A 25,636-nucleotide genomic window follows, 5' to 3' on the forward strand; every position below is an offset into this window, starting at 1 on the left:
ATTACTATCCCTACTATTAACCGATAAAATGATTACAGATCAAGCCTTTATAATTTAAAACCTTTATAGCTCAAAGCTCTTACAACTCAGCTCTTATAATTCGGAGCCTTTATAGTTCAAAGTCGTCAAAATCACTGTCTGATAAATCAGAGTCAATCTGACCGACCAAGTACGAGCTAATCTCGGTCTCTTGCGGTGCGACCTGCACATTATCAGACGACAACCACGTGTTGATCCACGGGATTGGGTTTGATTTTGAGTTCGGGAACGCCGCTGGCAAGCCGACCGTTTCCATACGCAAGTTGGTGATGTATTCGATATATTGGCACAGAATATCTTCGTTGAGACCGATCATCGAGCCGTCTTTGAACAGATAGCCTGCCCATTCTTTTTCTTGCTCGGCAGCCTTGCGGAAGATCTCAATACTTTCATCAAAACATTCTGCGGCAATCTCGACCATCTCAGGATCGTCACGACCATTACGCATGAGATTTAGCATGTGCTGCGTACCGGTCAAATGCAACGCTTCGTCACGCGCGATGAGCTTGATGATTTTGGCATTGCCTTCCATCAATTTGCGCTCAGCAAAGGCAAACGAGCAGGCAAATGACACATAAAAACGAATGGCCTCTAGGACGTTGACCGCCATGATACATAGATACATTTGCTTTTTCAGCGATCGCAAATCAACGGTCACTTCCTCGCCATTGATGTTGTGCGTACCTGGACCGTATAAGCTATATAACTGCGAGTTGCGATACAGCTCGTCATAGTACTGGGCGATATCAGAGGCGCGGCCTAAGATGTGCTCGTTTTGCATAATGTCATCAAAGATAATATTTGGATCATTGACGATATTACGAATGATATGGGTATAGCTGCGCGAGTGAATGGTCTCGCTAAACGACCATGTCTCAATCCACGTCTCAAGCTCAGGGATAGACACTAGCGGCAGGAGCACCACGTTTGGACTACGACCTTGGATAGAGTCGAGTAGGGTCTGATACTTGAGGTTGCTCAAAAATATATGCTGCTCATGCGAGGACAGATTGCTAAAGTCGATACGATCGCGTGATACATCGACTTCTTCTGGACGCCAAAAGAACGATAGCTGCTTTTCAATCAATTGCTCAAAGATTGGGTGCTTTTGTTGGTCATAGCGCGCCACGTTGACGGGCTGACCAAAGAACATCGGCTCTGTTAGCGCATTGTTTGGCGTTTGCGAAAAAATCGAGTAAGTCATGGGACTGCCTTTATCATTGATACGGTTATGAAATTATATAAATTGGATATGATTATATTATAAATTTTGGTCAATGGCTTTTTGGGTTAAAGGTTCTCTAGCGATATCTGTGAAGGCTCTTTGCCATCGTTCATATAGGCTTTGAATATCTCGCTCAGCTCACTATCATCGAGTGCTTCTAATTCATCCAGTGCGCTTTTGCGTAGGGTACTCACATCAGACGCTTCTGCTGTTTTTAAGTCTTTTTTAGCCGCGCGCGATGCTGGTTTTTTGGCTGCTTTTGCCACGCTTTTTTTGGCGACGGCTGCCTTTGGTGCTTCATCCATATCTAACTGCTGACGCACCGCTGCAATATCAACCTCGACTTGTACGATATGCGAGCCACCATCGTTTAGGTCTGAAAATACGTTTGGGATAAACAAACCACCGTCTTTGATGATTGCGGTATATTGCACATGACCTCCGTTATTTTTATTGCTGCTTACGTGTTTTCGTTAGGGTTGACGCGTCGCCAGACTGTCATAGACCTTGTTATTTTCTCTTTTACCGACTGCCAATACATAAACCACCACCACGTCATCTTTGACGGTATATACCAAACGATACCCTATGGTGCGTAATTTGATTTTATAAGTGTCTGTATGTCCAGAGAGTTTTGACGCAGGCACATGAGGGTTGGATAGTCGCTGCTGCAGCTTTTTCTTAAATTGCTGTTGGATGCTTGGCGCTATCTTTTTCCATTCTTTTAACGCTAATGGGTGAAACTCAAGACTATAAGTCATCTAACGTGACCTTTATCGGTGTTTGCCCATCATTCATCCGTGCGTTTACGGTTTGGCTGAGTGCCATATCGTCCATCGCTTCCATCATGCGCTCGTACATGTCTGTGGAAACTAAGTAAGCCACGGGTTTATTGTGGTTTAAAATAGCCACAGATTCACCATCCGACTGTTTAATGAGTGCTGAAGGATTGGTCTTAAGCTCTGAGATACTGGCTGTCTGTGTCGCAAATATTGGTTGCATGCCCCATTCTCCATTAAAATTATGCTCTAAATATAGGGCTAATTTTAGCACGAAAATTAGGTCTTACTTGTTACTGTGTTAAATTTAAATATTAAGGTAGCCAATCCCGCCTACCGCTTGTATCTGCTTAGCCGCTGGCGTGCAGTCTATCGTGTCTGACCGCATTCCTGTTGCCTCGATACTACGTCCAGTCAGAGACTGCAACGCCATCGTCGTCAGCAGGATATCGCTATAGTCGGGGCTAAACGACCTTGTTAGGGCGTCTTTCTTTTTTCTTAGCGACCTTGCTATTTGAGTATATTTTGTAGGGTGCGCCTCGCTCACCTTTAAACACAATTTTTATATCATCGGTGCGCTGGGCGCACCCTACAACTAAGAAAGATTCGCTTGACCTAGGCTTATTAGCTTTCAAAACAACAATTTAAAAATCTTTTTAACTTTCTATGCCTTTTACTACTTATCAAAGGCGTAAATTGTCTCATATTATCTGCACTAAATAACTTAAAGCCATCCGCAATAATACTATGTGCTTCACGAACACTATCGTTTAATTTTTCATTCTCTTTGATCATTTTGCTAAGTTCTTTGAGAGTTGTCTTGTCCTCATCAAAATCATTCAAACGATTAAGAGTTATTTTATTGTTTAGAATGATGGCTTTAATTTTGATTCTATCAGTAAGATAGTTTAGACCTTTTAAATCACCTAAGTTGTCAGACATATAGAAAGGATTTTGAACGTCTTTTCCTGTTCTAACCTCTTCAAGCTCAATCTCCGATTCTGTAGCTCTACGCTGTATTGCAATAATGGAGCTCTTACTATATTTCATTTGTTCTAGCTTGTCGTATAGCCCATCAAGACCTTCGGACTTTATAGCTCTATAAACTCTCTCAATCTTCTTCCAATCAGCTTCTATTTCATTTAACTTTCTATAATTTTCAGCAATATTCAATTTAGCTAACTTTATATTCTCGATTTTGTTTGCGTAATCAATCTCTTTGCTAAGTTTATTGCTCAAAGACGTAAAGTTTTCTCCAAAATACTTCTTGCCACAGTCGTTTCCTAAATTAGTCAACCTACCAGATTCAGTTTCAACAATACATCCAATATTATGAGGTGTGCGACAATTTGATAAACCGCATCTACCCTTGTTTGGAAGTTCATACTTATTAATAACTTGCTTTAATTTTTCCTTCTTAGGATCTAATGAGTCAGTATATCCACTCATTTTATAAATATCATCCCAAGTATTAATTCTCAAAAAATGCTTTTTGCCCACTGAAATATTCAAATTCTTATCCCTCTTAGCAACTCATACTTAATAGTGCTAAGGTGTCGAAGCACCCTAACACTAAACCATGAAGGTCAGACCAAACACCTATGCTATTTTTCTAGCATAAGTATGTTTAGCGTTTAAGTTTATGTATCCGTTAAGACCATTTCCTGTTCTAGCTAGTCTTATCATATTGTTGACATGATAAGTGCCAGTTTTGGAATAGTTATATAGATACATACCACCTTTCGTAAAACGCACAATTATAGAGTCATCACCGACCTCGAATGCGCTTACGCCAGAGTCGCCATGTATATCACGATAAACTTCCATACTCATTACTCCTGAGTAGAAATATTTGTGACTACCTTTTCACGGTTTTTTTGGACAAGTGGTAAGTTTTAAATTAGAATGTCTGCTCTGAAAAAGGAAATTCATTCTATTGGCCTATCACTTGTGGACGTCGGTAGTCTCAACTTCCTGATACTAAATATTGACGTATTTAGCATCTCCAATGGCATAGTTGATTACTCTTCTATGCCATTTTTATCTTCTACTATCTACCTCCTGTGCTACCCCTTTATAACTACCTTTCATACCACTCATAAATCGACCTGTAGCAGCGTCTCTCTTAAGCGAATGCTTAGGGTTACTAGGATGCTTCATTTGAGTTCGAGCTTTTACCGAACCTCTGCGAGTACTACGGCCTGTGTTCTTAGCCATAATTAAATTACCTCTCTATTAATTAGCTTTAGTGGTTTTATGCTATCTATATTTTAGTTGCACCTCCTTTTACTAGACCAAATTATCTATTAGGCTCTCTAAATTAGATCAGAGAGCCTAATGGCCAAATTTTTAAATCTTACAAGCACCGCCAGCACAATCATCTTCCATATCCGCTTGGGCATCGTTCGCACCATCACGAGTGTTATGGTAGTACAACGTCTTCACACCCATTTTATAAGCGTTTAGCAAGTCTTTTAGCAATATCTTCATCGGTACACGGCCACCAGCATAACGAACGGGGTCATAGTTGGTGTTGGCAGAGATACTTTGATCGACGAATTTTTGCATGATAGCGACCAGCTTTAGGTAACCGTCATTGTTTGGCATTTGCCATAGTAGCTCGTACTGATCTTTTAGGGTAGCAATCTCAGGCACGACTTGCTTTAGGATGCCATCTTTTGACGCTTTGATAGAGACCAGACCACGTGGTGGCTCGATACCGTTGGTCGCGTTGGCGATCTGGCTTGAGGTCTCAGACGGCATCAAGGCGGTTAGGGTAGAGTTGCGTAGACCGTGCTCAGTGATATCCCTACGTAGCGTTTCCCAATCGAGATGTAGCGGCTCTTGGCAGATGTTATCCAAGTCGGCTTTGTACGTATCAATCGGCAATATACCTTGTGAGTACGTGGTCTCATTGAAGGCAGGGCACGCGCCTTGCTCTTTTGCCAACTTGTTTGACGCTTTCAAGAGATAATACTGCAATGCTTCAAACGTCTGATGGGTCAGACCAAGCGCGCTGTCGTCAGAGTAGCGTACGCCATTCTTAGCCAAGTAGTAAGCATAGTTAATCACGCCCACACCAAGCGTACGGCGGCGCATACTGCCGTTTTCAGCCGCCTTAACTGGATAGTCCTGATAGTCGAGCAGGGCATCAAGCGCACGGACGATTAGCTCGGCTGGCTCTTCGATGTCGCTGACGCTCTCGACTTTACCCAAGTTGACCGCTGATAGCGTACAAAGGGCGATTTCGCCTTCTTCGTCATTGATGTTATCCAGTGGTTTGGTCGGTAGCGCGATTTCCATACATAGGTTTGACTGGCGAATCGGGGCAATGGCCGCATCAAATGGGCTATGGATGTTGCAATGATCGACGTTTTGGATATAGATACGACCCGTACTGGCGCGCTCTTGCATCATTAGGCTGAACAAATCAGCAGCTGGGATTTGACGGCTACGGATGTTAGGATCATTTTCGTATTTGGTGTATAGCGCTTCGAATTTGTCTTGGTCTTCAAAGAACGCATCATATAGGCCTGGCGTGTCACTTGGTGAAAATAGCGAGATGTCTTGACCTTTGATGAGGCGCGTGTACATCGTTTTGTTTAATTGTACGCCGTAGTCCATATGACGGACACGGTTGTCTTCGACGCCGCGGTTGTTTTTGAGTACCAGTAATGACTCAACTTCCAAATGCCATAATGGGTAAAATAGGGTCGCTGCACCACCACGGACGCCACCTTGTGAGCAGCATTTCACCGCTGTTTGGAACAGTTTGTAGAATGGGATACAACCAGTGTGCTGCGCTTCACCGCCACGGATCGGGCTACCAAGGGCACGGATACGGCCAGCGTTGATGCCGATACCAGCACGCTGTGACACGTAGCGTACGATGGCGCTGGTGGTCGCGTTGATTGAGTCTAGGCTGTCACCGCATTCGATAAGTACGCACGAGCTAAACTGACGCGATGGCGTACGTACACCTGACATGATCGGTGTCGGTAGTGAGATTTTGAATTCTGAGGTCGCATCATAAAAGCGTTTGACGTAGCTTAAGCGCTCAGCTTTGTCGTAATTGGCAAATAGACACATGCCCACGAGCATATATAAGAACTGCGGGCTTTCGTACACGGTCTTCGTGACACGGTCTTGTACTAGGTATTTCCCTGCCATTTGCTCGACAGCAGCATAGGCAAGGTTCATATCACGCCAATGATCCAGATATTCTTCTAACTCGTCAAATTCAGCACGGCTATAGTCCGCTAGGATATGCTTATCATATTTGCCCGCGTCGGTGAGCGTTTTGACATGGTCATACAGGTGCGGCGGCTCAAACTGGTTATAAGCAATCTTACGTAGATGGAAGATCGCCAAGCGCGCAGCGAGATACTGATAATCAGGCGTGGTCTCAGAGATAAGGTCGGCAGCAGATTTGATGATGGTTTCGTGAATATCACGAGTCTTGATACCTTCATAAAACTGGATGTGCGACTTTAGCTCAACTTGCGACACAGAGACGTTGTCCAATCCATCCGCCGCCCACGCTATTACCTTATGAATTTTGTCTAAATTAATAGGCTCTAAACGTCCATCACGCTTGGTTACTTGGATTTTATCAATATGTGTCATGTTGGCCTCTATTTTGATTGCTTATAGTGATGCTGCGCGCCAAAGGAGCGGCAGACATTCTTTATGACGCGATTGTAGTCGATGGTAGCAGTAGTTTTTTGGCAACAAGCAGCCACTACCCATAGTGATAGCAAAAATCACTGAGTACTACATATAGCGTGTTTGTTAATCGGTAGGCACAATATAGCGGGAAAATTTTGAAAATACTATATTGATTTTAGGATAAAACTATGTTGCTACAAGGTTGTAGGCAGTCCAAATTTTGGCAAAGGACGATGGGATAAGGGTTAGACGCAAATGCGGTCGATCATAAATTTTTTGTAAAAATAGTGTGGCCGTTTGCTTTTTATTTTCTCAGTGATTGTCGCCTGATAACCATCACCATGGCGGCAATAATGCGGGCGCAGATTGTACATCAAACCACAAAAAATCGCCACCCATATGTTATTACTAGCGAGTGACGACTTGGACCAAAAGGCGCTAAACCTGTCTGAACGATTTACAAAACCATGCGAACCGTCTTGGCATTATCAAGCGCGGCATAAAGTGTATTGACTTGATCAGCGGCTGTTAGGTACAGATTGACCCGTGCTGAATGAAAGCGACCCGTTCTAGAAGGTTTCACTTCAATAGAGGCCAAATCAAAATCAGGGAATTGGCTACCCAAGATCAGCTTGATTTCATTAAGCAGGCTCTCGTGCTCACCTTCATGACCAATGATGCTGAGTGGGTAGTTCATCGGGAACTCCCAAAGCTCAGGATTTTGAATGTCTGTTTTTTTGCCTTTCAGAACGCCTTTATTTGGCGTCAAATCAGTGACTTTCACTGATGGCTGATTGCTGGTTGGGTTATTTATATTGTTGTCGACGTTGTCGTTGTTATTTTTTGAATCATCACTCATGATATGAGCCTCGCTTTTATAGATAATATTTTTGAATAAATCAGCTGGTTAGAGTAGAGATTTTACCTACAGTACCTTTGTCTGCTATTTATAGTGGCGTGCGGTAGATTATTCAAGTTACGTTTGCCGCTCGTTTATTGTATGGCGCTTAGATGACGGCAATATTTACGGCAAATAACCATCAATAGGCATAATATCAGTCGGCAGATTGGTCTCTCCCAGCGCTTCTCGCAGATTTATTTCGATCGTGCGTGACAAGGCGGTCAGAGGTAACTGATTAGCCGCCAAACCAAACGGCTCTTCTAGCTCTTCGCTCAGCGCATCTAACCCAAAAAACGTATAAGCAATCACGGCACAAACCAAGGGCGTTGCCCAACCAAGCGAGGCGACCAAGCCAAAAGGCAGCATGACGCAATACAAGTAGGTCGTACGATGTACCAGCAGCATATAAGCAAAAGGTAGCGGTGTGTTATGAATGCGCTCGCAGGCTGCCAAGACAATCGTCATAGAGGTCAGGCGCTCATCCATGTTTTGGATGACTTGCTCTGAGACCAGTCCTTGACGCCGAATATCGCCGAGATGCTTACCCATGAGGCGCATTATATGGTCAGGGACATTTTTTGCTTGGCGCATACCATCATGATGTATGGATGCGACAAAGGGATCTATGTCCGCCCAAGGTGGCGTACCACGCAGCCTGTGGCGCACCGCATGTGCAAAAGCAATGGTCAGATATACCATGGTGCGCTGAGTCTCACGACCATGCTCGTTGTCATCATCTATAAAGGATAGGACTTGGCGCGTTAAGCTGCGAGCATCATATACCAACTGGCCCCATAGCATCCGTGCTTCCCACCAACGCTGATAGCTGGCATTATTTCGAAATCCCAAAAACAGCGATAGTGCAATCCCTAATAAGGTAAAAGTGGCGATACCATAATAAGGAAAAGAGTCAGGAATCCAGTGTTGAATAATGGTAATGGCTGTACTAAGGATGGTAACCAATAGCAGCTGCGGATATATTTTTGGAATGATTGAACCGCGAAGGGCGAAAAATATCTTAAACGGGTGGGGTGTTTGCCGGACAATCATGTCAGTTTCCTAGCGATGAAATCTGTGAGCGTAGTATTGCAGGTGCCGTATGATTCTAATACAGAATCTAAGTCTGTAAAGCCCAAAAGACTATAAATTTATTCAAACTAAGAAGTAGGGTGGTCACTTAAGCTCGGTAATTGGGATAGCCAAAAAGTTAAATCCTCGCCTATGCTTTTCGTCAGCAGAGCATATGATTGAATCCTTTGATATTAGGGCGTGTTGAACATTCGACCATGGCACTGACAGCGACTATTTTTTAGGCGATTCGATGTTAAAAATAATAAGTTTAGTCATTCTAAGCGCTTATTTTTAACGATGAAGCGGCAAAAAAGAGTCCTGTCCCTGTGGGCTGATGCTAAAATTACCCCATACTGCGTTACAAATCTCGCTAAGGCATCTGCATTATCGTCGCTTTGTGCCTTGTCTGGAACAATTTTAGCGATCAGCAGTTCCTATTTGCGAATGTTCAACACGCCCTAAAGAGTCTGTCTCTAAAGCAGTTATTGACGTGTCACGAGCACATTTTTGGGATGTGACAGCAATCGCTGCGATTGATAAAGTCATTATCAAATTTCGCCGTGAAGGCACTGAGGTAGAGCTTATTGGTTTGAACGAGGCAAGCCAGACGATGATAGACAATTTCGGTGTACATGACAAACCAGATGCTGAGCAAAATTTAGGCGCGCATTGATAACATAGATTAACAAACACAAAAAAGCCGAGATAAACTCGGCTTTTTTTATTTAGCTTCATTGAATATTAGTCATTTTCAAGGAAAGAACGTAAATGCTCAGAACGTGAGGGATGACGCAATTTACGTAGTGCTTTTGCCTCAATCTGACGGATACGTTCACGGGTAACATCGAACTGCTTACCAACTTCTTCTAAAGTATGATCCGTTGGCATGTCGATACCGAAACGCATTTTTAGGACACGGGCTTCACGCTCAGTTAGATTACCGAGTACATCACGAGTGGCTTCTTGTAGTCCAGCAGACGTTGCATCGTCGACAGGGCTTGAGATCGTACCATCTTCGATGAAGTCACCTAGGTGTGAATCTTCATCATCACCGATAGGCGTCTCCATAGAGATAGGCTCTTTGGCAATCTTCAGCACCTTACGGACTTTGACTTCGTCCATCTCTAGACGTTCGCCTAATTCCTCAGGCGTTGGCTCGCGGCCCATTTCTTGTAGCAGCTGACGTGAGACACGGTTGATCTTGTTGATCGTCTCAATCATATGCACAGGGATACGAATGGTACGTGCTTGGTCAGCGATAGAGCGCGTGATTGCCTGACGAATCCACCATGTGGCATACGTTGAGAACTTATAACCACGGCGATACTCAAACTTATCAACCGCTTTCATCAAACCGATATTACCTTCTTGGATCAGATCCAAGAACTGTAGGCCACGGTTAGTGTATTTTTTGGCAATAGAGATAACCAGACGCAAGTTGGCCTCAACCATTTCTTTTTTCGCGCGTCGCGCTTTTGCTTCACCAACGGCCATACGACGTGCCACATCTTTCATGTCGTGGATTTTCATATCAAGCTGCTGCTCATAATCACGAATACGGCGCTGAAGTAAAATAACGTCATCGGTGACTTTTTCTAGCGTGCCCGCAAATGCAGGCTTACCTTTGATACGCTCAATGAGCCAATCGACATTGGTTTCATTGCTAGGGAAGGTCTTACGGAACTCTTCACGCGGCATACGACCACGGCGAATCACCAAGCGCATGATTTGACGCTCTTGCTTACGCACGTCGTCGTAGACGTCATGCATGATCGCCATGACTTGGTCTGACAAGCGATTATTGAGCTTTAGCATCATAAAGCGTTCAGCAAGTAACGCGTACGCAGTATCCGCCTGCACGCTACCACGACCATAATCAAGCAGCGCTTGCTTGGCTTTGATAAATAGATGCTCGATCTCTTCTAGACGCAAACGTACTTCTTCTGGATCAAGACCGCTGCTTTCTTCTTCAGCTTCTTCTTCCACGTCGTCTTCGTCTTCATCTTCGTCATCATCAAGTGCGGCTGCCTTGGCATTCACTTTAGCTTTGATGATAGGCGGGTTTTCTTTTTCTTCTTTGATGCGCTCACGCTCTTCTTTTACCGCATCTTTGGCTTCTTGAGCGGCGATTTTATCTTCTTCGGTTTCAGGATCTAAGAAACCAGTGATGACGTCAGATAGCTTTTTTTCGCCATCTTGTACTTTTTGGTATTCATCAAGGACGAACTGTACGGTGCCAGGCCAGTAAGCCATGGCATGCTGTACATCACGAATACCTTCTTCGATACGCTTAGCAATGGAGATCTCACCTTCACGGGTAAGAAGATCAACTGTACCCATCTCACGCATATACATACGGACAGGGTCAGTGGTACGACCAGGCTCAGTCTCAACAGAGGCGAGTACCGCCGCTGCCTCATCTGCTGCCATGTCATCATCACTTGAATCATCGTTCATCAAGATGTCATCGGCATCAGGGGCAGACTCAAAGATTTTGATACCAACATCGGTTAGCATCTGCACAATATCTTCGATCTGATCGCTTTCGGTAATAGAGTCGGGCAGCTGGTCATTCACCTCAGCATAGGTAAGATACCCTTGCTCTTTGCCCATTTGGATTAAGGTGGCCAGTTGAGATGTGGACTTAGAAACTGACTTATCGTTCATAAATACTCGCTTACTTGCATCGGACATTTTTATATTGTGACTCGCTATCGCTCGCTCTTTGCGTTGATCTTATCAATCGATTGATCAAAATATGGCGTAGAGGTTGTCAATAATATCAAAAATGAGTTGATATGAATAAAGGCTCAAAACACTACAATAACAATGCTAAAAAACAGCTAAAAATTAGAAAAGCTAAAAAGACTTCAATACAGTACCTAAAAAAATATAGTACTTAAAATTTAATACTCAAAATAGTATCTAAAAGCAGATATGTAAAATAATACCTAAAATTTGTGCTTAAAGATGCATGCTCACAATCATCAACCAAGCAGTGCTGTCAATATACAGCGACACAGTTTAACACAGACCGCAGTGGTCAAGCACGAGCTAGTGATAGTTACCGACCATTTTTTGCCGTTTATTTGCCATCAGCTAAATGATTTAGGAGTGACTCATGCTACTCGGCATAATCATTAGTAGTGGGGGCAGTGGCTAGAATTTTAAAGGGGCATGATTTGATAATTAAACATTAAGACTGCACGGTGACCATCTGTGATGAGCGTTCGGCATGCTGCGCGCGCAGCCAATTGCTCAAGTGCTGGGCCTGCATACGTACAATCGCTTGCTTGATATGATCAGGGTTTTTTATCAGCTCTTGCATCTTCTTTTTTATATTACGCTCAAGCAGTGAGCTGACAAGCTCCTCGATCAAGTCGTCGAGACTCAATACATTTCTTGCTGTTAGTGCCCGATAAAATCCGCCCCAGCTACTGCTTAGCGTCACTTGATGGGATTGATCCAGATTTGATAATACAAAATGTGCCGCCGCATTGGCATCGGTGGGCAAATACTTCATGCACCGCTTAATCGTTGTGACAACATTTAATAAAGCCGCATCTTGCAAGTCTTCCCATGCGATTGCGCGCAATGCATCGCTTGTCGCCTTTTTTTGTATGTGAGCAGGCAGCTGTAATCTTGTCAGCCCAGACTGTTGCCAAATCGATTCGATAGGGTCATCAATGAGTGCGCGCGGCTGAAACAAAAAGCACAGCTGCAATTGTTGGCTGATGGTCATATCACCATCAAAGTCTAGCAGCGCATCTTTGGCCTCGACATTTTGACTGCGCCTGCCGCCAAGCTTTTGATAAACATCATTGTTGAGCAAATAGCGAAAGCTACTGCCTTTTGGCAAAGCGGTCGTCAATGAGCGTACTTGCGACATGAGCTTGGCTTTACCTTCAGCCAGACTCATGTCATAGCGCTCACTTAAGTACGCAAAAATATACTGTGATAACGGCATGGCTTGGCTGATTTGCTCGCGCATGGCATCGCTGCCATGACTTTTGATAAACGTATCAGGATCATGATTGTTAGGCAGGGTTAAAAACCGCAACTCTTTATCATCAGCAAGCACAGGTAAGGCAACTTCAAGCGTACGCCAAGCGGCTTTTTGTCCGGCACTGTCGCCATCAAAACTCAAAGTCAGCGTTGGATTGAGTGTCAATAGCCGCGATATTTGGCTTTCATTGATTGCCGTACCCATCGAGGCGACCGCGCCATAGATGCCCGCTTGATAGAGAGCAATGACATCCATATAGCCTTCTACCACCAGCCAGTCGTTAGCACGCTGCTGGCGCGACTCATAATAGCCATAGAGTACATGCTGCTTATGAAAGACGGGCGAGTCTGAGGAGTTGATGTATTTTGGCTTGACCTCATCGTCGAGCGCCCGACCACCAAAACCAATGGTGCGACCTTGGTTGTCACGAATAGGAAAAATAACCCGATCACGCAGCAGATCGTAGTCACGGCCAGACTCTGATTGGCGCACGAGCCCTAGTGCCTTAAGTCCTTCAATATCTTGTGGAAACTGGTGCTCAAGATGCTGCCAGCCAAATGGCGCATAGCCAAGACCAAAAGTCTCAAAAGTCTCTTCAGTGAGTCCGCGTGACAAAAAGTATTGCTTGGCATGAGGGTGAGTGTGTAGATTATGCTGATAGAACTGCTGAATTTGCTCTAGCAATTCGTACAGGTTGCCATCTTGATCAGACGTCTGATCGATACCAATACTATCCATGCCTGCGTCAGTTTCTGTCAGCCACACTGGCGGATAGCCACTATCGTCCGCATGGTTTGAAGAATACGGCTCTGATGGATACGAGTCCATCGAATAAGGCGCTGACTCGTAAGCATCTAGCGGCGGGAAATTATCGTAACCCTGAGCGTCATCATAACTCGACTGGTCTATGTGATTTTGGTCGCTTTGGTCAACATTATTTTGATGACTGGCTTGACGGTTGTTTTGATAGTTATTTCGATAGCTGTCTTGGTTTGTGCCGTCTTGGTTTGCACCGTCTTGATTTACTTTGCTGTGCTCTATCGTTGGGCTAGGTACATTGTGAACTGGCGGCGGTGCAATAGGTTTTGGCGTACGGCGTTGATAGCTGACGTTCTGTTGCTCTTCTTTTGGTACTTCAATGCCTGTTTGTTTAGAGAGCTCATTGACTGCTTCGATAAAGGTGAGATTCTCGTAATCACGCAAAAAACTGATGGCATTGCCACCGACGCTACAGCCAAAACAGTGATAGATATTTTTTTGTGGATTGACATAAAAGGATGGGGATTTTTCACCGTGAAAAGGGCAGCAGCCTTTATATTCACTACCAGCGCGTTTAAGCGTAGTGTGTTTGCCAATGATGCTGATCAGGTCAGCTTGGCTATTGAGTTGTTCAAGAATATGGTTAGGAATGCTCATACAAAAAACAGTTTACCATAGGTCGATTATGTTGGGGCAGAGGTAATAAGGTACTGCTAGAAAAATAAGGCCAACGTAATGTTGACCTTATTATCAATGAATACAGACTGTGTTAGCTAGGCTAAAAGACCTCACATAATCAATTATTATCCATATCACTCACACTGTCGTCATTTAGCGTAGTGCGACGTGTTGGATTGGTATTTAGTGGATCGACGTTGGCTTCTCGTGCAGTCGAGCCAGTGCTTGATTGGCTGGTCACGCGCTCAGCTGACGCTTCAGGCAGACCTAGGCCTACGCTAATACCATTACGTGCAGACGCATTGTTGGCGACTGGAGTGTTGGCAGGCGTTGTGTTTGTCCCTGCTAGTCTCAACTGGGCTGCGTTGCCAATCATTTGGGTTTTGGTCGCGCCATTATATTCGCCCGTTGCCACTGAGTTGTCAGTTGTGCTTGAACGACCAAGCTGTCCAAAGGTAATCTTATTGAGCCAAGAGCGATCACGTTTGGTGCTCAGTTTGACTTTGCCATTACTCGTCAGCATGTTTGGATAGTTGATTTGCAATAGGGTTTTGTACTCATTTGCTAAGTCTGTTAGACCAAGTTTTTCGTGGCTATAGGCTAGGACAGCAATGGCATCTGGTACTGACTCACTCAGTGGATAGTACTGGAAGACCCATTTGGCACGGTTGACAGCTGCCACATAAGCTTCACGCTCGATATACCAGTTGGCTGCGCTCATCTCGCTCTCAGCAAACTGATTATAGATAAATGTCATGCGCTGGGCGGCATCTGGTGCATAGGGGCTATTTGGGTATTTGCTAATAAGTTCTTGGAAATTGGCAAAGGCAATACGTAGATACGCAGTGTCACGCTCCGCTTGGTTTAATTTAAACAGCTTCAAACTCTCAGACGAGCCTTCCATATTGGCAACGCCGCGTACATAGTAAGCATAGCTGACTTGGGGATTAGAAGGATATAGACGGATGAATTGCTCAGCACTCGCTGCTGCCATCTCGTATTTATCGCTTTGATACTGTGCATACATCATATCAAGTAATGCCTGTTCAGCGTATTGCCCAGTTGGGTAAAAGGTACGCAGATTGGTCAGTTCTTCAACACCTTGAACATAGCGGCCTTTATCGATTTGAGCGATGGCATCGTTATAGTAATCTTGCTCTGACTTTTCCGCGGTTTCTACCGCGTCGACATCTTTGGCGCCAGTGAGGTTTTTGAATGTCTGGCAACCTACTAGATTGACGCTAAGCGCAAGTAAGGTGATTGAGGACAGTTTGATAAACGTATTGCCAACAGCTTGCATACTTCTTCTCCGACACAAGACGCATGATAGCAGCAGTGCTATCATGCTATATAAAAGGTTAGTGATAAAAAACGATGCTGAGTATTCAGCGATGCACAAGCAACACGTTTTTCATCGAATGCAGTTTTTGTTATGACGTATTGTACTGGTAGATTGGGTCTGATACATAGAGCTTTTATAATAAGCCTGTAATAGATCAAATGCATTTAATCATATTCAAACGGTTTAAATGGCAAACACTGTCAATAAAACCCAATGGTATTTTTATACTGTATTTGAATATGGCATAGCAATACAGTGCCATAGCATACAGCAAAACATGGCTATACTTTATAGAATAACGTTTGCTTCGTCTATTTTTTCGCTATCTATATTTTACAGGCAGTTTAACATGAGCAGCTATCACGAGCGATATCGAATGTCGCTGGCAGGAACAAATATACAGTAAATTACAGCAATGTTATGTTCTAGAGAGCTAAGCAGTAAAGCTTGGCACCTCAGAAGCGCTCAAAAATTCACAGATAGTATGCACTTTTATAGGGCTTGGACGCGTGACATGATACACTAGGGCGGTATTGTCTCCGCTTTTTTGACCTGCATAGCTTTTATTATTTGCTAGAGGTCAAAAAACGACAATTTTTTATTATTTTGTCTTTGAATGAAGTCACCTAACAAAATATAGTTAGTAACTTTACATAGTTAGCAACTTTGCCAGGTATCAATCCGCTATGAATAATGATGCCATGACTACCCATTTATCACCGAATCAATCGCTAGAGACTGATTCATCAGCACAAGAGTCACCAATGCCAAATAACGTTTTAAATAATGACGAGCCTGACAATCAAGAAATGATGGATGAGCAGGAAATAATGGACGAGCACACTGATGCTCTTGATAATGACGACTTGCTCGAAGAAGATAGCGATATTGATGAAGAAATTGATGACAGCGACATGGATGAAGGCGACGACGATGAAGCGCCAGTAGCAGGTCAAGCGGTACCAGTGGTGGTAGATATAACGCATATCGTCACAGAAGATGAGTCTGGCTTACGTATCGATAAAGTCGCTTCGCAAGTATTTGCAGACTTTTCGCGCGTGCAATTACAAGGTTGGATCACGGATGGTAGCTTACTTTATAACGGCAGTGTGCAAAAACCAAAGGTTCGTGTCAAAGCAGGTGATGTCCTACATCTATCAACGACGTTGCAGCAGCATAGTGAAGATCAACCAGAAAATATCGATATCGATGTGGTCTATGAGGATGATGATGTGCTGGTGATCAACAAACCAGTTGGCATGGTGGTGCATCCAGGTGCGGGTAACCATACAGGCACTTTGGTCAATGCTTTGCTATATCATTATCCGCAGCAGCATCACTTGCCGCGTGCAGGGTTGGTACACCGTATTGACAAAGACACCTCTGGATTACTACTCATCGGTAAAACCAAACCGGCTCAAATGGCGCTGATGGAGCAGCTAAAAGACAAATCTGTTTATCGTCATTATCAGTGTGTGGTAGCAGGCGATCAAGCAAGCTTGCTGCGTCATCGCCGTATTGATGCGCCGATAGGGCGACATCGTACTCAGCGTACCAAAATGACAGTCATGACTGCCGGCCGTGAAGCGGTAACCCATCTATTAAATGTCACGCCACTGAATGACAACTACTGTCTGTTAGATGTCGGACTGGAAACAGGTCGTACGCACCAGATTCGCGTGCATCTGAGCCATGTGACCCATCCGCTAGTCGGGGACCGTGTCTATGGTGGTCGTCGTCAACTGCGAGCAGGTTTGACAGAAGCACAGCGCCAAGCCATCAGCAACTTCCCGCGCCAAGCATTGCATGCCTATACTCTTGGGTTTGTGCATCCGGTAACTGGTGAGGATATTGAAGTGACGACGCCACTGCCAAAAGACATGCAACAGCTAATAGCCGTATTAAGCGACGGCTATGATGACGAGTAAACGCTATTGAGAAAAGCGGCTGTCTAAAGGTGTTTACGACAATTGCTAAGTTTATAGTAGTGATTTAGTGATGCCAATTTTTAGACAGTCAGTAGATAAAAGGATGGGGCAGTCGTGACAAACAAGCTTCCGATAATAGATAATTTTCCAATGACCATGCTCGCGCAAATGGATGACGTGGCTGTTTTCCAAACGGCTGCTTTTGCGCCGAATAATATTGACGAACCTGCTACCGCAAGCCAGCAAAGAGGGCTTGACAGTCAAGCAAACCATCAAGCAAATTATGGCGCGCTAAATCTAGGCCTGCATGTCAACGATGAGGCGGCAAAGGTATTAGGTAATCGTATGAGTCTGTTGGCTGCGATTAATACACAGATGGCAAGTGAGTCATCACAAACTGAGCAACATACTGCTATTCACAGCTTACATTGGGTCAGTCAGATTCATGGTAAACAGATCCATGATATTGATACGACGCCTTTGAGCATGGCACCAATGGCGGCTGACGCCATAATCAGCAAGCAAAGTGGTCGTGGACTGGCGATCATGACGGCAGATTGTGTGCCGATTGTCTTATACCAACCCTTAAGCGGTAAAATCGCCGCCATTCATGCAGGTTGGCAAGGATTGGCGTGCGGCGTGATTCGAGAGACTGCTCAGCGCTTTACCGATTCAGGGGCTATACAGGCTTGGATAGGGGTGTGTATCAGTCAGGCCAATTATGAAGTGGGTCATCAAGTTCGTGACCAATTACTGGCTGGTTGCTTAGATAATCAATTACTCACGGCGTCAGATAGTGATAATTTTGACAGTTTATATGTGATGCGCTCAGATAATGGTCTTGAAAATCATAGCGATACTCAGCATTTACATAAGACAGTTGATAAACTATCGAATTGCGCTACAGTGCACGCGCATAAAGTTAAGCTAAACTTACCAAAACTGGCCGCTGATCAATTAACAGCCGCTGGCGTGTCGATAGATAACAAAGAACCTATCAGCTGTAGCTATGCAGATCGGCATTACTATTCTTATCGTCGTCAAACGCATATGCAGCAGCCTGCAACGGGAAGAATGGCGCTCGTGATTGTGCGCCGCGCCGCTACGTAGATGTCAGCTCACAACTAACAAACCTATTGAGTGCGCTGAGTCGTTTTGCACTCGTACACTATATTATTTTTATTTAACCATTATTGTCATTATTAGAGTCTGTATGAATACAACTAGCGAATCCTCAAAAATATCTCCTGATAGTACGCCTAACGTATCGATTGCTGTTATTTTTCATAGCAACTATGGTCATACTAAGCGTGTCGCTGAAGCGATTGTACAAGGCGCGCATCAGCAATTACCAGAGGCCCAAGCAAAAGCGGTTGATATTTATGATATTGACTGGGATTACTTAGATCAGGCAGATCTATTGGTTTTCGGTAGCGCGGTATATATGGGCAGCGTCACCGCTGAATTCAAAACCTTTATGGATGAAACCTCAAAGCGTTGGTACAACCGCACGTGGGAAGGCAAATGGGCCGCAGCTTTTGCCAACTCAGGCGGTCTGAGCGGTGATAAACTTGCCGTGTTGCAGCAAATTTCTCTATATGCCATGCAGCATGGTATGAATTGGATTGGTCTGCCGCTTATGCCGACGGGTCATGAGGCGCACGATCTCAACCGTCTATCTAGCTTCTTAGGTTTGATGACGCAATCTCTTGACGGACCACCTGAAGAAACGCCAGGGAAAGGAGATATTGATACCGCTATTTGGTTTGGTGATCATTTGGCTAAAACCATCATTAAACATCAGCCAGCGGATAGTAAGCGTTAGATAACACAGTAGGTGACAGGCTACTCCAGTAAAAAAGCAGACACTATTGATGTCTGCTTTTTTTATGTCAATGTTATGGAGTAACCATTTTATGGAGCAACCAGATTAGTCGGTACAGGCTTAACAGGAATAGGGCTATCAACAAATTGGAAATGTTGACAACCAGTCAGCATTAGCGACGCTATCAGCAGACAAATAGAGGTAAGTGACTTCATAATAGTATCTCAGAGACGATATATTACCCAATAATATATCTTGTATGTCTATCTATCGTTAGAAGCGATGACAGTTAAAAGTAAGGTTTACTTTTAGGTATTATATATAAAAACAGGTCGGTTATATAACCTTAAAAAGGTACAAAGACTTGGCTTTGTTTTTAAAGAAATTATTTATTCAGTCATGACGTAACTTGTCTACTATGCGTTTGTATTAGCTATAGTCAATCAATATTAAAAGTGGTACGAGGCAGACGAGTGCAAGTACTACAGTAGTAGGCTAAACGAGTCTAACGCTGTAACACTTTAATAGTGGTTCGACTATATATCAATGACTAACATGACGAGTCTTAGAAACTATCTCTGCTGTTAGGATTGATAGCGGTTGTCAGATAGCGGCTTGAGGGTCAATCATTTAGCAGTATCGACAGATGTTTGAATGGGTTGTGTTATAAATAAGAATAGTGATAATATGTTGAAAGCTGACCAAATAGTCAGGTATATAGCAGTACTAATTCTTGGCAAAAGCTCCTGATAATTACTGCTATTTATGGTCGATTTATTTGCTATAAAAGAGTGTGCGATATCCTACTCATCGACATCCTGCAAATGCGACATAGAATAAATAGTAAGTATATTAAAAACTAAAAACGTACTTGCCGATAAACTTACTTGAGCGGTTGCAGCAAAATATAGATTAAGCGTTTACCTTTCGTACTCAAACCACTAATGTTTCTCAGTCTTATACTCACTTTCATTATTTTAGCCGAGCCTTGCTATGATTAGTTTTTATCTCAATGGAAAATACCATGAGCTAACCCAGCTTAACCCCAATACGACAGTGCTTGAGTATCTACGATTGCATGAAGGCCAAACGGATACGAAGGAAGGCTGCGGCAGTGGTGACTGCGGTGCTTGTACGGTAATGGCTCAACGCCTGCCTAGCACTATCCAGCAAACGCTTAATGATGAAAATGGCAACGAAAAAAATGCTACGCCTCCATTCTATACGATCAACTCCTGTATCACGCTATTGTCGCTGATGGACGGTCATCACCTGATGACAGCGTCCTACTTGGCGGACAATCCTGAGCATCATCCAGAACGTGCTTTGCTGCATCCAGCACAGCAGGCGATGGTTGAGTGTCACGGATCGCAGTGTGGTTTTTGTACCCCTGGGTTTGTCATGTCACTGGCTTGCGTTTACGAAAACAATCGTATGCAGACAAGTTCAGAATCAGCAAGTCAGAGTGATGCTAAGCAGTTGAGCTATGATGAAGTGGTTGCGTCAATATCGGGCAATTTATGTCGCTGTACAGGCTATCGTCCGATTATCGAGGCAGGCCTACTGATGAGCGAAATCGGTCAGAAAAGAGAGGCAGAGCAGTCGGTGATGAAAGACTTGACTATCAGTCTCGCAACAGACGCGATGGGTAGTACAAAGGAATCAGCAGTATCTGCAAATGCGCCAGCTGAAGCCGAGTCGGACAATGTAGAGTCAACAGCTATTGCCCCTGCACTCAATGATGCTGGGCGACGGTTATATATACCCAAGTCACTAGACGAGCTTAATCAAATATTAGCAGCTAATCCGCAGGCGACGATCTGGGCAGGTGGTACGGATTTGGGATTGAGTGTAACCCAGCATTTGGTTGATCACGAGATCATTATTCAGCTCTCAGGTATTGAGGCGCTAAAGTCTTGGGCGCTATCAGATGCAAATAGCAACACATCGACTGACGAACAAACTCAAAGTCAGTCGCTAGTGCTAGGTGCTGGCATGAGCTATCAGCAAATGCTCCCTGTGCTTGAGCAGTATTTTCCACGCTTTGCGCAAGTGTTTGAGCGCATTGCCTCTCCGCAAATTCGTAATATGGGCACCATCGGCGGTAATATCGCCAACGCATCCCCGATTGGTGATTTGCCACCGATTTTATTGGCACTAGATGCGTCAATTCATTTGCGTCATTGCGCGCCTAATCGTGAAGAGTCAGGTAAAGATTTAGATAGTAGTGATTCGGTTTATACGGATGAAATCATACCGTTATCAGCATTTTTCTTAGATTATAAAAAGACCAAGTTGCAAGCAGGCAGTTATATTGTCGCTATTCATATTCCTTTGATGCAAGATCATCAGCATTTATTTATCCATAAGATTAGCAAACGCTACGAAGATGATATCTCAGCGTGCTTGCTTGCGGCGCGGCTTGATGTGTCAGCAGATGGTGCAATTATCGACAATGCAAAGCTTGGGCTCGGTGGCATGGCAGCGATACCACTGCTTGCGGTGCACTGTCAGCAAGCGCTTATTGGTCAAGCTACTGATGTTGCAAGTTTTGAGCAAGCAGCACAGGTGTTATCTGCAGATGTCACACCAATGACGGATGTCAGAGCCAGCCGCGAATATCGCATGCATGTGGTGCAGCGTCTACTGGTGAAGTGCGGTAAACAATTAGTAGCAGAGATGCAGGCTGAGAGCGCTTGACTGTCAGCGTAATTGAGTATCAATACTGCGTCATGAGTGTATTTGTCAGAAATAAAAAAGCGCATCAGTAAATGCGTACTAATAGAAGAGATTTGCTATGAGCCATCATTCGTCTTTATTTGACAGTTATAGTATCCGCCGCGTGCGTCCGCCAAAAAACAAGATTGGCACGTCAGCCAAACACGACAGTGCGATTACCCATGTGATGGGTACGGCAACTTATGTGGATGATATTACCAAACCACAAGGCACGCTACATCTGGCAGTGGGTAAAAGCAGCCATGCTCATGCACGTATATTGAGTATGGATTTGAGTGCTGTCAGAGAGGCTGATGAGGTCGTTGATGTTTTAAGTTTTAAAGATTTACCGGCGCAGACAGATATCGGTGCCGTGTTTGATGGTGAGCCACTGATGGTGAATGACATTACAGAGTATGTCGGTCAGACGCTATTTGTGGTGGTGGCGACCAGCCATCGCGCTGCCAAAAAAGCCGCCACCAAGGCAGTAGTAGAATATGAGCCATTGCCAGCGGTACTTAGTATTGATAAAGCGCTAGAGCAAGAGTTATTTGTGCGTCCGAGTCATTTTATGAAGCGTGGTGATGCGGCAACGGCGCTTGAGAGTGCACCGATTCGTATTGAAGGTCATATTCATATGCGCGGGCAAGAGCACTTTTATCTCGAAGGGCAAGTGTCGTATGTGGTGCCTTGTGATGATGGCGGACTAGAAGTGTACACGTCGTCGCAGCATCCAAGTGAAGTGCAGCAGCTCGTCGCCGAAGTGACGGATTTGCCCTTCCATGCGGTAAACACAGTCGTACGCCGTATGGGTGGTGGTTTTGGTGGTAAAGAAACGCAAGCCGCGGCATGGGCGTGTCTGTGCGGTATCGTTGCCAAGCGCCATAACGCTCCTGTCAGTATGCGTCTAGATCGTCAGGATGATATGGTCGTGACGGGTAAACGTCATGAGTTTGCCAATCGTTATGAGGTTGGCTTAGATAAGTCTGGGCGTATATTGGGCGTCGATATGCAATTGGCTGGTCTGTGCGGTTATGCGCCAGACCTATCTGATGCCATCGTCGATAGAGCGATGTTCCACTGTGATAATGCCTATTACTATCCAGCGGCTCGTGTGGCGGGTCATCGCTGTAAGACGCATACCGTATCCAATACGGCCTATCGAGGATTTGGTGGTCCACAAGGGCTAATGACCGCTGAATATATGATGGACCATATTGCCTATACCTTGGGGCAAGATCCGCTGCAAGTGCGCTTAGCAAACTTATATCAAGATGGTCAAAGCACCCATTACGGTCAGACCATTGAGCATTTCGATTTAGCAAACATCATGACCAAACTGGCAGCGGATTGCGATTACGACAAGCGCCGTCAGCAAATTATAGAATTCAATCAAAAAGCCGCCGCTGAAGGTAGTGACAAGCGTTTGGGTCTTGCGTTAACACCCGTAAAATTTGGTATTTCATTTACGGTGCAGACGCTCAATCAGGCGGGCGCGCTGGTACACGTTTATACCGATGGCAGCATCCATCTCAACCACGGTGGTACGGAGATGGGGCAGGGTTTATATATTAAAATCGCCCAAATTGTCGCCAATGAGTTCGATGTGGATCTAGATACAGTAAAAGTATCAGCGACACGTACGGATAAAGTACCTAATACCTCACCAACTGCCGCGTCATCAGGTACTGATATTAACGGTAAAGCGGCGCAAAATGCCTGTCTAAGCATCAAAGCGCGCATTGTTGAATTTGCAGCTGAGCATTTTGAGGTGGCACAAGAAGAGATACGCTTTGAACAAAACCATGTCTATATCGGCGATAAAGAGACACTAACCTTTGCTGAAATGATTCAGCTGTCGTATCAAAACCGCATCAGCCTATCGTCTACTGGCTACTATAAAACGCCGAAGATATTTTATGATCGCTCCAAAGCATGGGGACGTCCGTTTTTCTACTTTGCGCTAGGTGCAGCTTGTGCTGAGGTTGAGATTGATACACTGACAGGGGAATATAAGGTACTGCGCTGTGATGTATTGCACGATGCAGGGCAATCGATCAATCCTGCCATTGACATCGGTCAGATTGAGGGCGGTTTTGTGCAAGGTATGGGCTGGCTCACAGCAGAAGAGCTGATCTGGAATGATAAAGGAAAGCTTGCATCCGATAGTCCTGCCAATTATAAAATTCCAACGGCGCATGACTTGCCTAAGCAGTGGAATGTGAAACTATACGATCGCAAAAACGAAGAACAAACTATCTATAATTCTAAAGCCGTTGGTGAGCCGCCGTTTATGTTGGCAGCTAGTGTCTGGTGCGCTCTCAATAACGCGGTGGCTAGCCTTGGTAATTATCAAAAAAATCCAGAATTGACCATGCCTGCGACCCCAGAAGCCGTATTAAAAGCAGTTATGCGTATGGAAGGTTCGTCTTGGGATCTAGAGACCAAGGCGGACAAGGATACGATGGATAGCCTTATTGAAGGTATAGAAGAAAAGGGCGATCTCTATAACGACAAAGTCATGCCGCAAGATGTACGCCATGCCAAAGATATTGATCCAAAAGAGGTAGCCGGCAAACAGACTGATGAGCAGCCAGAAGCGATAGAGCACCCAAATGTCGCAGGGGCAAGGGGTCCTGCGCACAGTGAGTGAGTCATTGGTTCCACCAAACATCTGGTATGAAGGTCTAGCGCGATATCAGCAGCGCGGCATGGCTCATGTGTTGGCAACGGTCGTGGCTGTGAATGGCTCGGCTCCGCGTGCGCTACAGGCAAAGATGATTATCACGCAGGATGGTATTGTAGATACGCTGGGCGGCGGCGGTCTAGAGCACGATGTGATTACTACTGCTCGTCAGCTATTAAGTGGCGAGATATCCACCACGGTATCCAAACAAGTCAAACCAAAAATTTCTGAAGCTAATGAGACAAGCGCGTCAGCTCCTTCTAAAGCAGTACGCCGAGACGCGGTTTATACTAAGCATTACCCGTTGGGTGCGAAATTGGCCCAATGCTGCGGCGGTAGCGTCACTGTTATGTTCGAATGCTTTAATGTGACGCCGCCGATGTCAGTACTGGTATTTGGAGCAGGTCATGTGGCATCAGCGCTCATGACTATCCTTGCTGAATTGCCATGTCAGGTAGATTGGGTAGACAGTCGCCCAGAGATGTTTGAGCGTTACTTGATTGATAAAACCAACTCCAGTGAAACGGGCCAAGCAGGCAACAGTGCCTACCAAAACCCCACACCGAATCAATCACAACTCTATCAGCTACCAAGGCATATCCGTCCGCATATCGATGACGATCCTGTCGATTTTGTGCGTCCATTTATTGAGCAAGGTGGTCAGCGTTTTATTTTGGTTATGACGCATGACCATAGTGTGGATTTTGAGCTGGTGCGCGCAGCATTAGATACTATTTCTGATATCTGCTTAGCTGATAGTAAGCGCTCAGATATCTCATTACCTTATATTGGCTGTATTGCCTCATCCACCAAAGCCAAACGTTTTAGAGATCGTTTGATTCAGCGTGGCTATAGTGAGCAACTAGTCAATCAGCTCATCATGCCAATCGGATTACCCATCGGCGGCAAAGAGCCAATGGCGGTGGCCGTATCTATCGCGGCACAGCTATTACAACGTTATCATCAGGTTGCTCTTTGAAGGGACTAATTACTTCATGAAGCCGTGTCATT

18 protein-coding genes and 1 pseudogene are annotated in these 25,636 nt (G+C 44.7%); 7 read left to right on the plus strand and 12 right to left on the minus strand.

Features of this window, described 5'->3' with window-relative positions:
• Positions 1–109: 109 nt before the first annotated feature.
• The 9 genes from nrdB to CUR83_RS06000 form a co-directional block, all read right to left on the minus strand.
• Positions 110–1,243 carry a class Ia ribonucleoside-diphosphate reductase subunit beta gene (nrdB, locus tag CUR83_RS05960; protein WP_071001397.1) on the minus strand — a complete coding sequence of 378 codons (1,134 nt, stop codon included), beginning with the start codon at positions 1,241–1,243 and terminating at the stop codon, positions 110–112.
• 86 nt (positions 1,244–1,329) lie between these two features.
• Positions 1,330–1,698 (minus strand): hypothetical protein, encoded by a 369-nt coding sequence (locus CUR83_RS05965; protein ID WP_284719289.1) that lies wholly within the window; start codon positions 1,696–1,698, stop codon positions 1,330–1,332.
• Between the two features lie 39 nt (positions 1,699–1,737).
• A complete protein-coding gene (locus tag CUR83_RS05970; protein ID WP_071001399.1) occupies positions 1,738–2,025 on the minus strand; it encodes a type II toxin-antitoxin system RelE family toxin in 288 nt (95 codons plus the stop codon).
• Positions 2,015–2,266 carry a type II toxin-antitoxin system Phd/YefM family antitoxin gene (locus tag CUR83_RS05975; RefSeq protein WP_223332932.1) on the minus strand — a complete coding sequence of 84 codons (252 nt, stop codon included), beginning with the start codon at positions 2,264–2,266 and terminating at the stop codon, positions 2,015–2,017. The genes CUR83_RS05970 and CUR83_RS05975 overlap by 11 nt, the downstream gene beginning before the upstream one ends.
• A gap of 84 nt (positions 2,267–2,350) precedes the next feature.
• Complete coding sequence (locus tag CUR83_RS05980; protein ID WP_265088263.1) at positions 2,351–2,476, minus strand: hypothetical protein; 126 nt, start codon at positions 2,474–2,476, stop codon at positions 2,351–2,353.
• A 191-nt stretch (positions 2,477–2,667) separates the two neighbouring features.
• Entirely contained in the window at positions 2,668–3,555 is an 888-nt protein-coding gene (locus CUR83_RS05985; protein WP_093070956.1) for a hypothetical protein, read from the minus strand.
• Between the two features lie 837 nt (positions 3,556–4,392).
• Positions 4,393–6,669 carry a class 1a ribonucleoside-diphosphate reductase subunit alpha gene (gene nrdA, locus CUR83_RS05990; protein WP_284719290.1) on the minus strand — a complete coding sequence of 759 codons (2,277 nt, stop codon included), beginning with the start codon at positions 6,667–6,669 and terminating at the stop codon, positions 4,393–4,395.
• Between the two features lie 499 nt (positions 6,670–7,168).
• Positions 7,169–7,459 (minus strand): YbeD family protein, encoded by a 291-nt coding sequence (locus CUR83_RS05995; protein ID WP_058024867.1) that lies wholly within the window; start codon positions 7,457–7,459, stop codon positions 7,169–7,171.
• A gap of 276 nt (positions 7,460–7,735) precedes the next feature.
• The gene (locus CUR83_RS06000; protein ID WP_284719291.1) at positions 7,736–8,662 is read right to left on the minus strand and encodes a bestrophin family protein; all 927 of its coding nucleotides are present in this window, start codon (positions 8,660–8,662) and stop codon (positions 7,736–7,738) included.
• Between the two features lie 481 nt (positions 8,663–9,143).
• On the opposite strand from CUR83_RS06000, the pseudogene CUR83_RS06005 reads away from it, so the two are divergent.
• A pseudogene (locus tag CUR83_RS06005) lies at positions 9,144–9,356 on the plus strand (STAS domain-containing protein); the annotation flags it as partial.
• A gap of 68 nt (positions 9,357–9,424) precedes the next feature.
• Here CUR83_RS06005 and rpoD read toward each other — a convergent pair.
• The 3 genes from rpoD to CUR83_RS06020 form a co-directional block, all read right to left on the minus strand.
• Positions 9,425–11,350 carry an RNA polymerase sigma factor RpoD gene (gene rpoD, locus CUR83_RS06010; protein ID WP_284719292.1) on the minus strand — a complete coding sequence of 642 codons (1,926 nt, stop codon included), beginning with the start codon at positions 11,348–11,350 and terminating at the stop codon, positions 9,425–9,427.
• Between the two features lie 529 nt (positions 11,351–11,879).
• Positions 11,880–14,105 (minus strand): DNA primase, encoded by a 2,226-nt coding sequence (locus CUR83_RS06015; RefSeq protein WP_223332925.1) that lies wholly within the window; start codon positions 14,103–14,105, stop codon positions 11,880–11,882.
• 139 nt (positions 14,106–14,244) lie between these two features.
• Entirely contained in the window at positions 14,245–15,426 is a 1,182-nt protein-coding gene (locus tag CUR83_RS06020) for an outer membrane protein assembly factor BamD (RefSeq protein ID WP_284719293.1), read from the minus strand.
• Positions 15,427–16,154: 728 nt separating this feature from the next.
• Between CUR83_RS06020 and CUR83_RS06025 the strand changes: the two genes are divergently transcribed.
• The 6 genes from CUR83_RS06025 to CUR83_RS06050 all read left to right on the plus strand — a co-directional run bounded on the left by CUR83_RS06025 (position 16,155) and on the right by CUR83_RS06050 (position 25,604).
• The gene (locus CUR83_RS06025) at positions 16,155–17,396 is read left to right on the plus strand and encodes an RluA family pseudouridine synthase (protein ID WP_392397121.1); all 1,242 of its coding nucleotides are present in this window, start codon (positions 16,155–16,157) and stop codon (positions 17,394–17,396) included.
• Positions 17,397–17,510: 114 nt separating this feature from the next.
• Positions 17,511–18,506, plus strand: a complete 996-nt coding sequence (locus CUR83_RS06030) for a purine nucleoside phosphorylase YfiH/LACC1 family protein (RefSeq protein ID WP_284719294.1) — start codon at positions 17,511–17,513, stop codon at positions 18,504–18,506.
• Between the two features lie 103 nt (positions 18,507–18,609).
• A complete protein-coding gene (locus tag CUR83_RS06035; RefSeq protein WP_186474684.1) occupies positions 18,610–19,221 on the plus strand; it encodes a flavodoxin family protein in 612 nt (203 codons plus the stop codon).
• Between the two features lie 993 nt (positions 19,222–20,214).
• Positions 20,215–21,921, plus strand: coding sequence for a xanthine dehydrogenase small subunit (locus CUR83_RS06040; protein ID WP_284719295.1), 1,707 nt, complete (start codon positions 20,215–20,217; stop codon positions 21,919–21,921).
• A 97-nt stretch (positions 21,922–22,018) separates the two neighbouring features.
• Positions 22,019–24,592, plus strand: a complete 2,574-nt coding sequence (xdhB, locus tag CUR83_RS06045) for a xanthine dehydrogenase molybdopterin binding subunit (RefSeq protein WP_284719296.1) — start codon at positions 22,019–22,021, stop codon at positions 24,590–24,592.
• Positions 24,585–25,604, plus strand: a complete 1,020-nt coding sequence (locus CUR83_RS06050) for an XdhC family protein (protein WP_284719297.1) — start codon at positions 24,585–24,587, stop codon at positions 25,602–25,604. The genes xdhB and CUR83_RS06050 overlap by 8 nt, the downstream gene beginning before the upstream one ends.
• Positions 25,605–25,636: the final 32 nt, after the last annotated feature.

The sequence above is a fragment of the Psychrobacter pocilloporae genome (assembly GCF_029872915.1).
In the GTDB taxonomy this organism is placed as follows: Bacteria; Pseudomonadota; Gammaproteobacteria; order Pseudomonadales; family Moraxellaceae; genus Psychrobacter; species Psychrobacter pacificensis.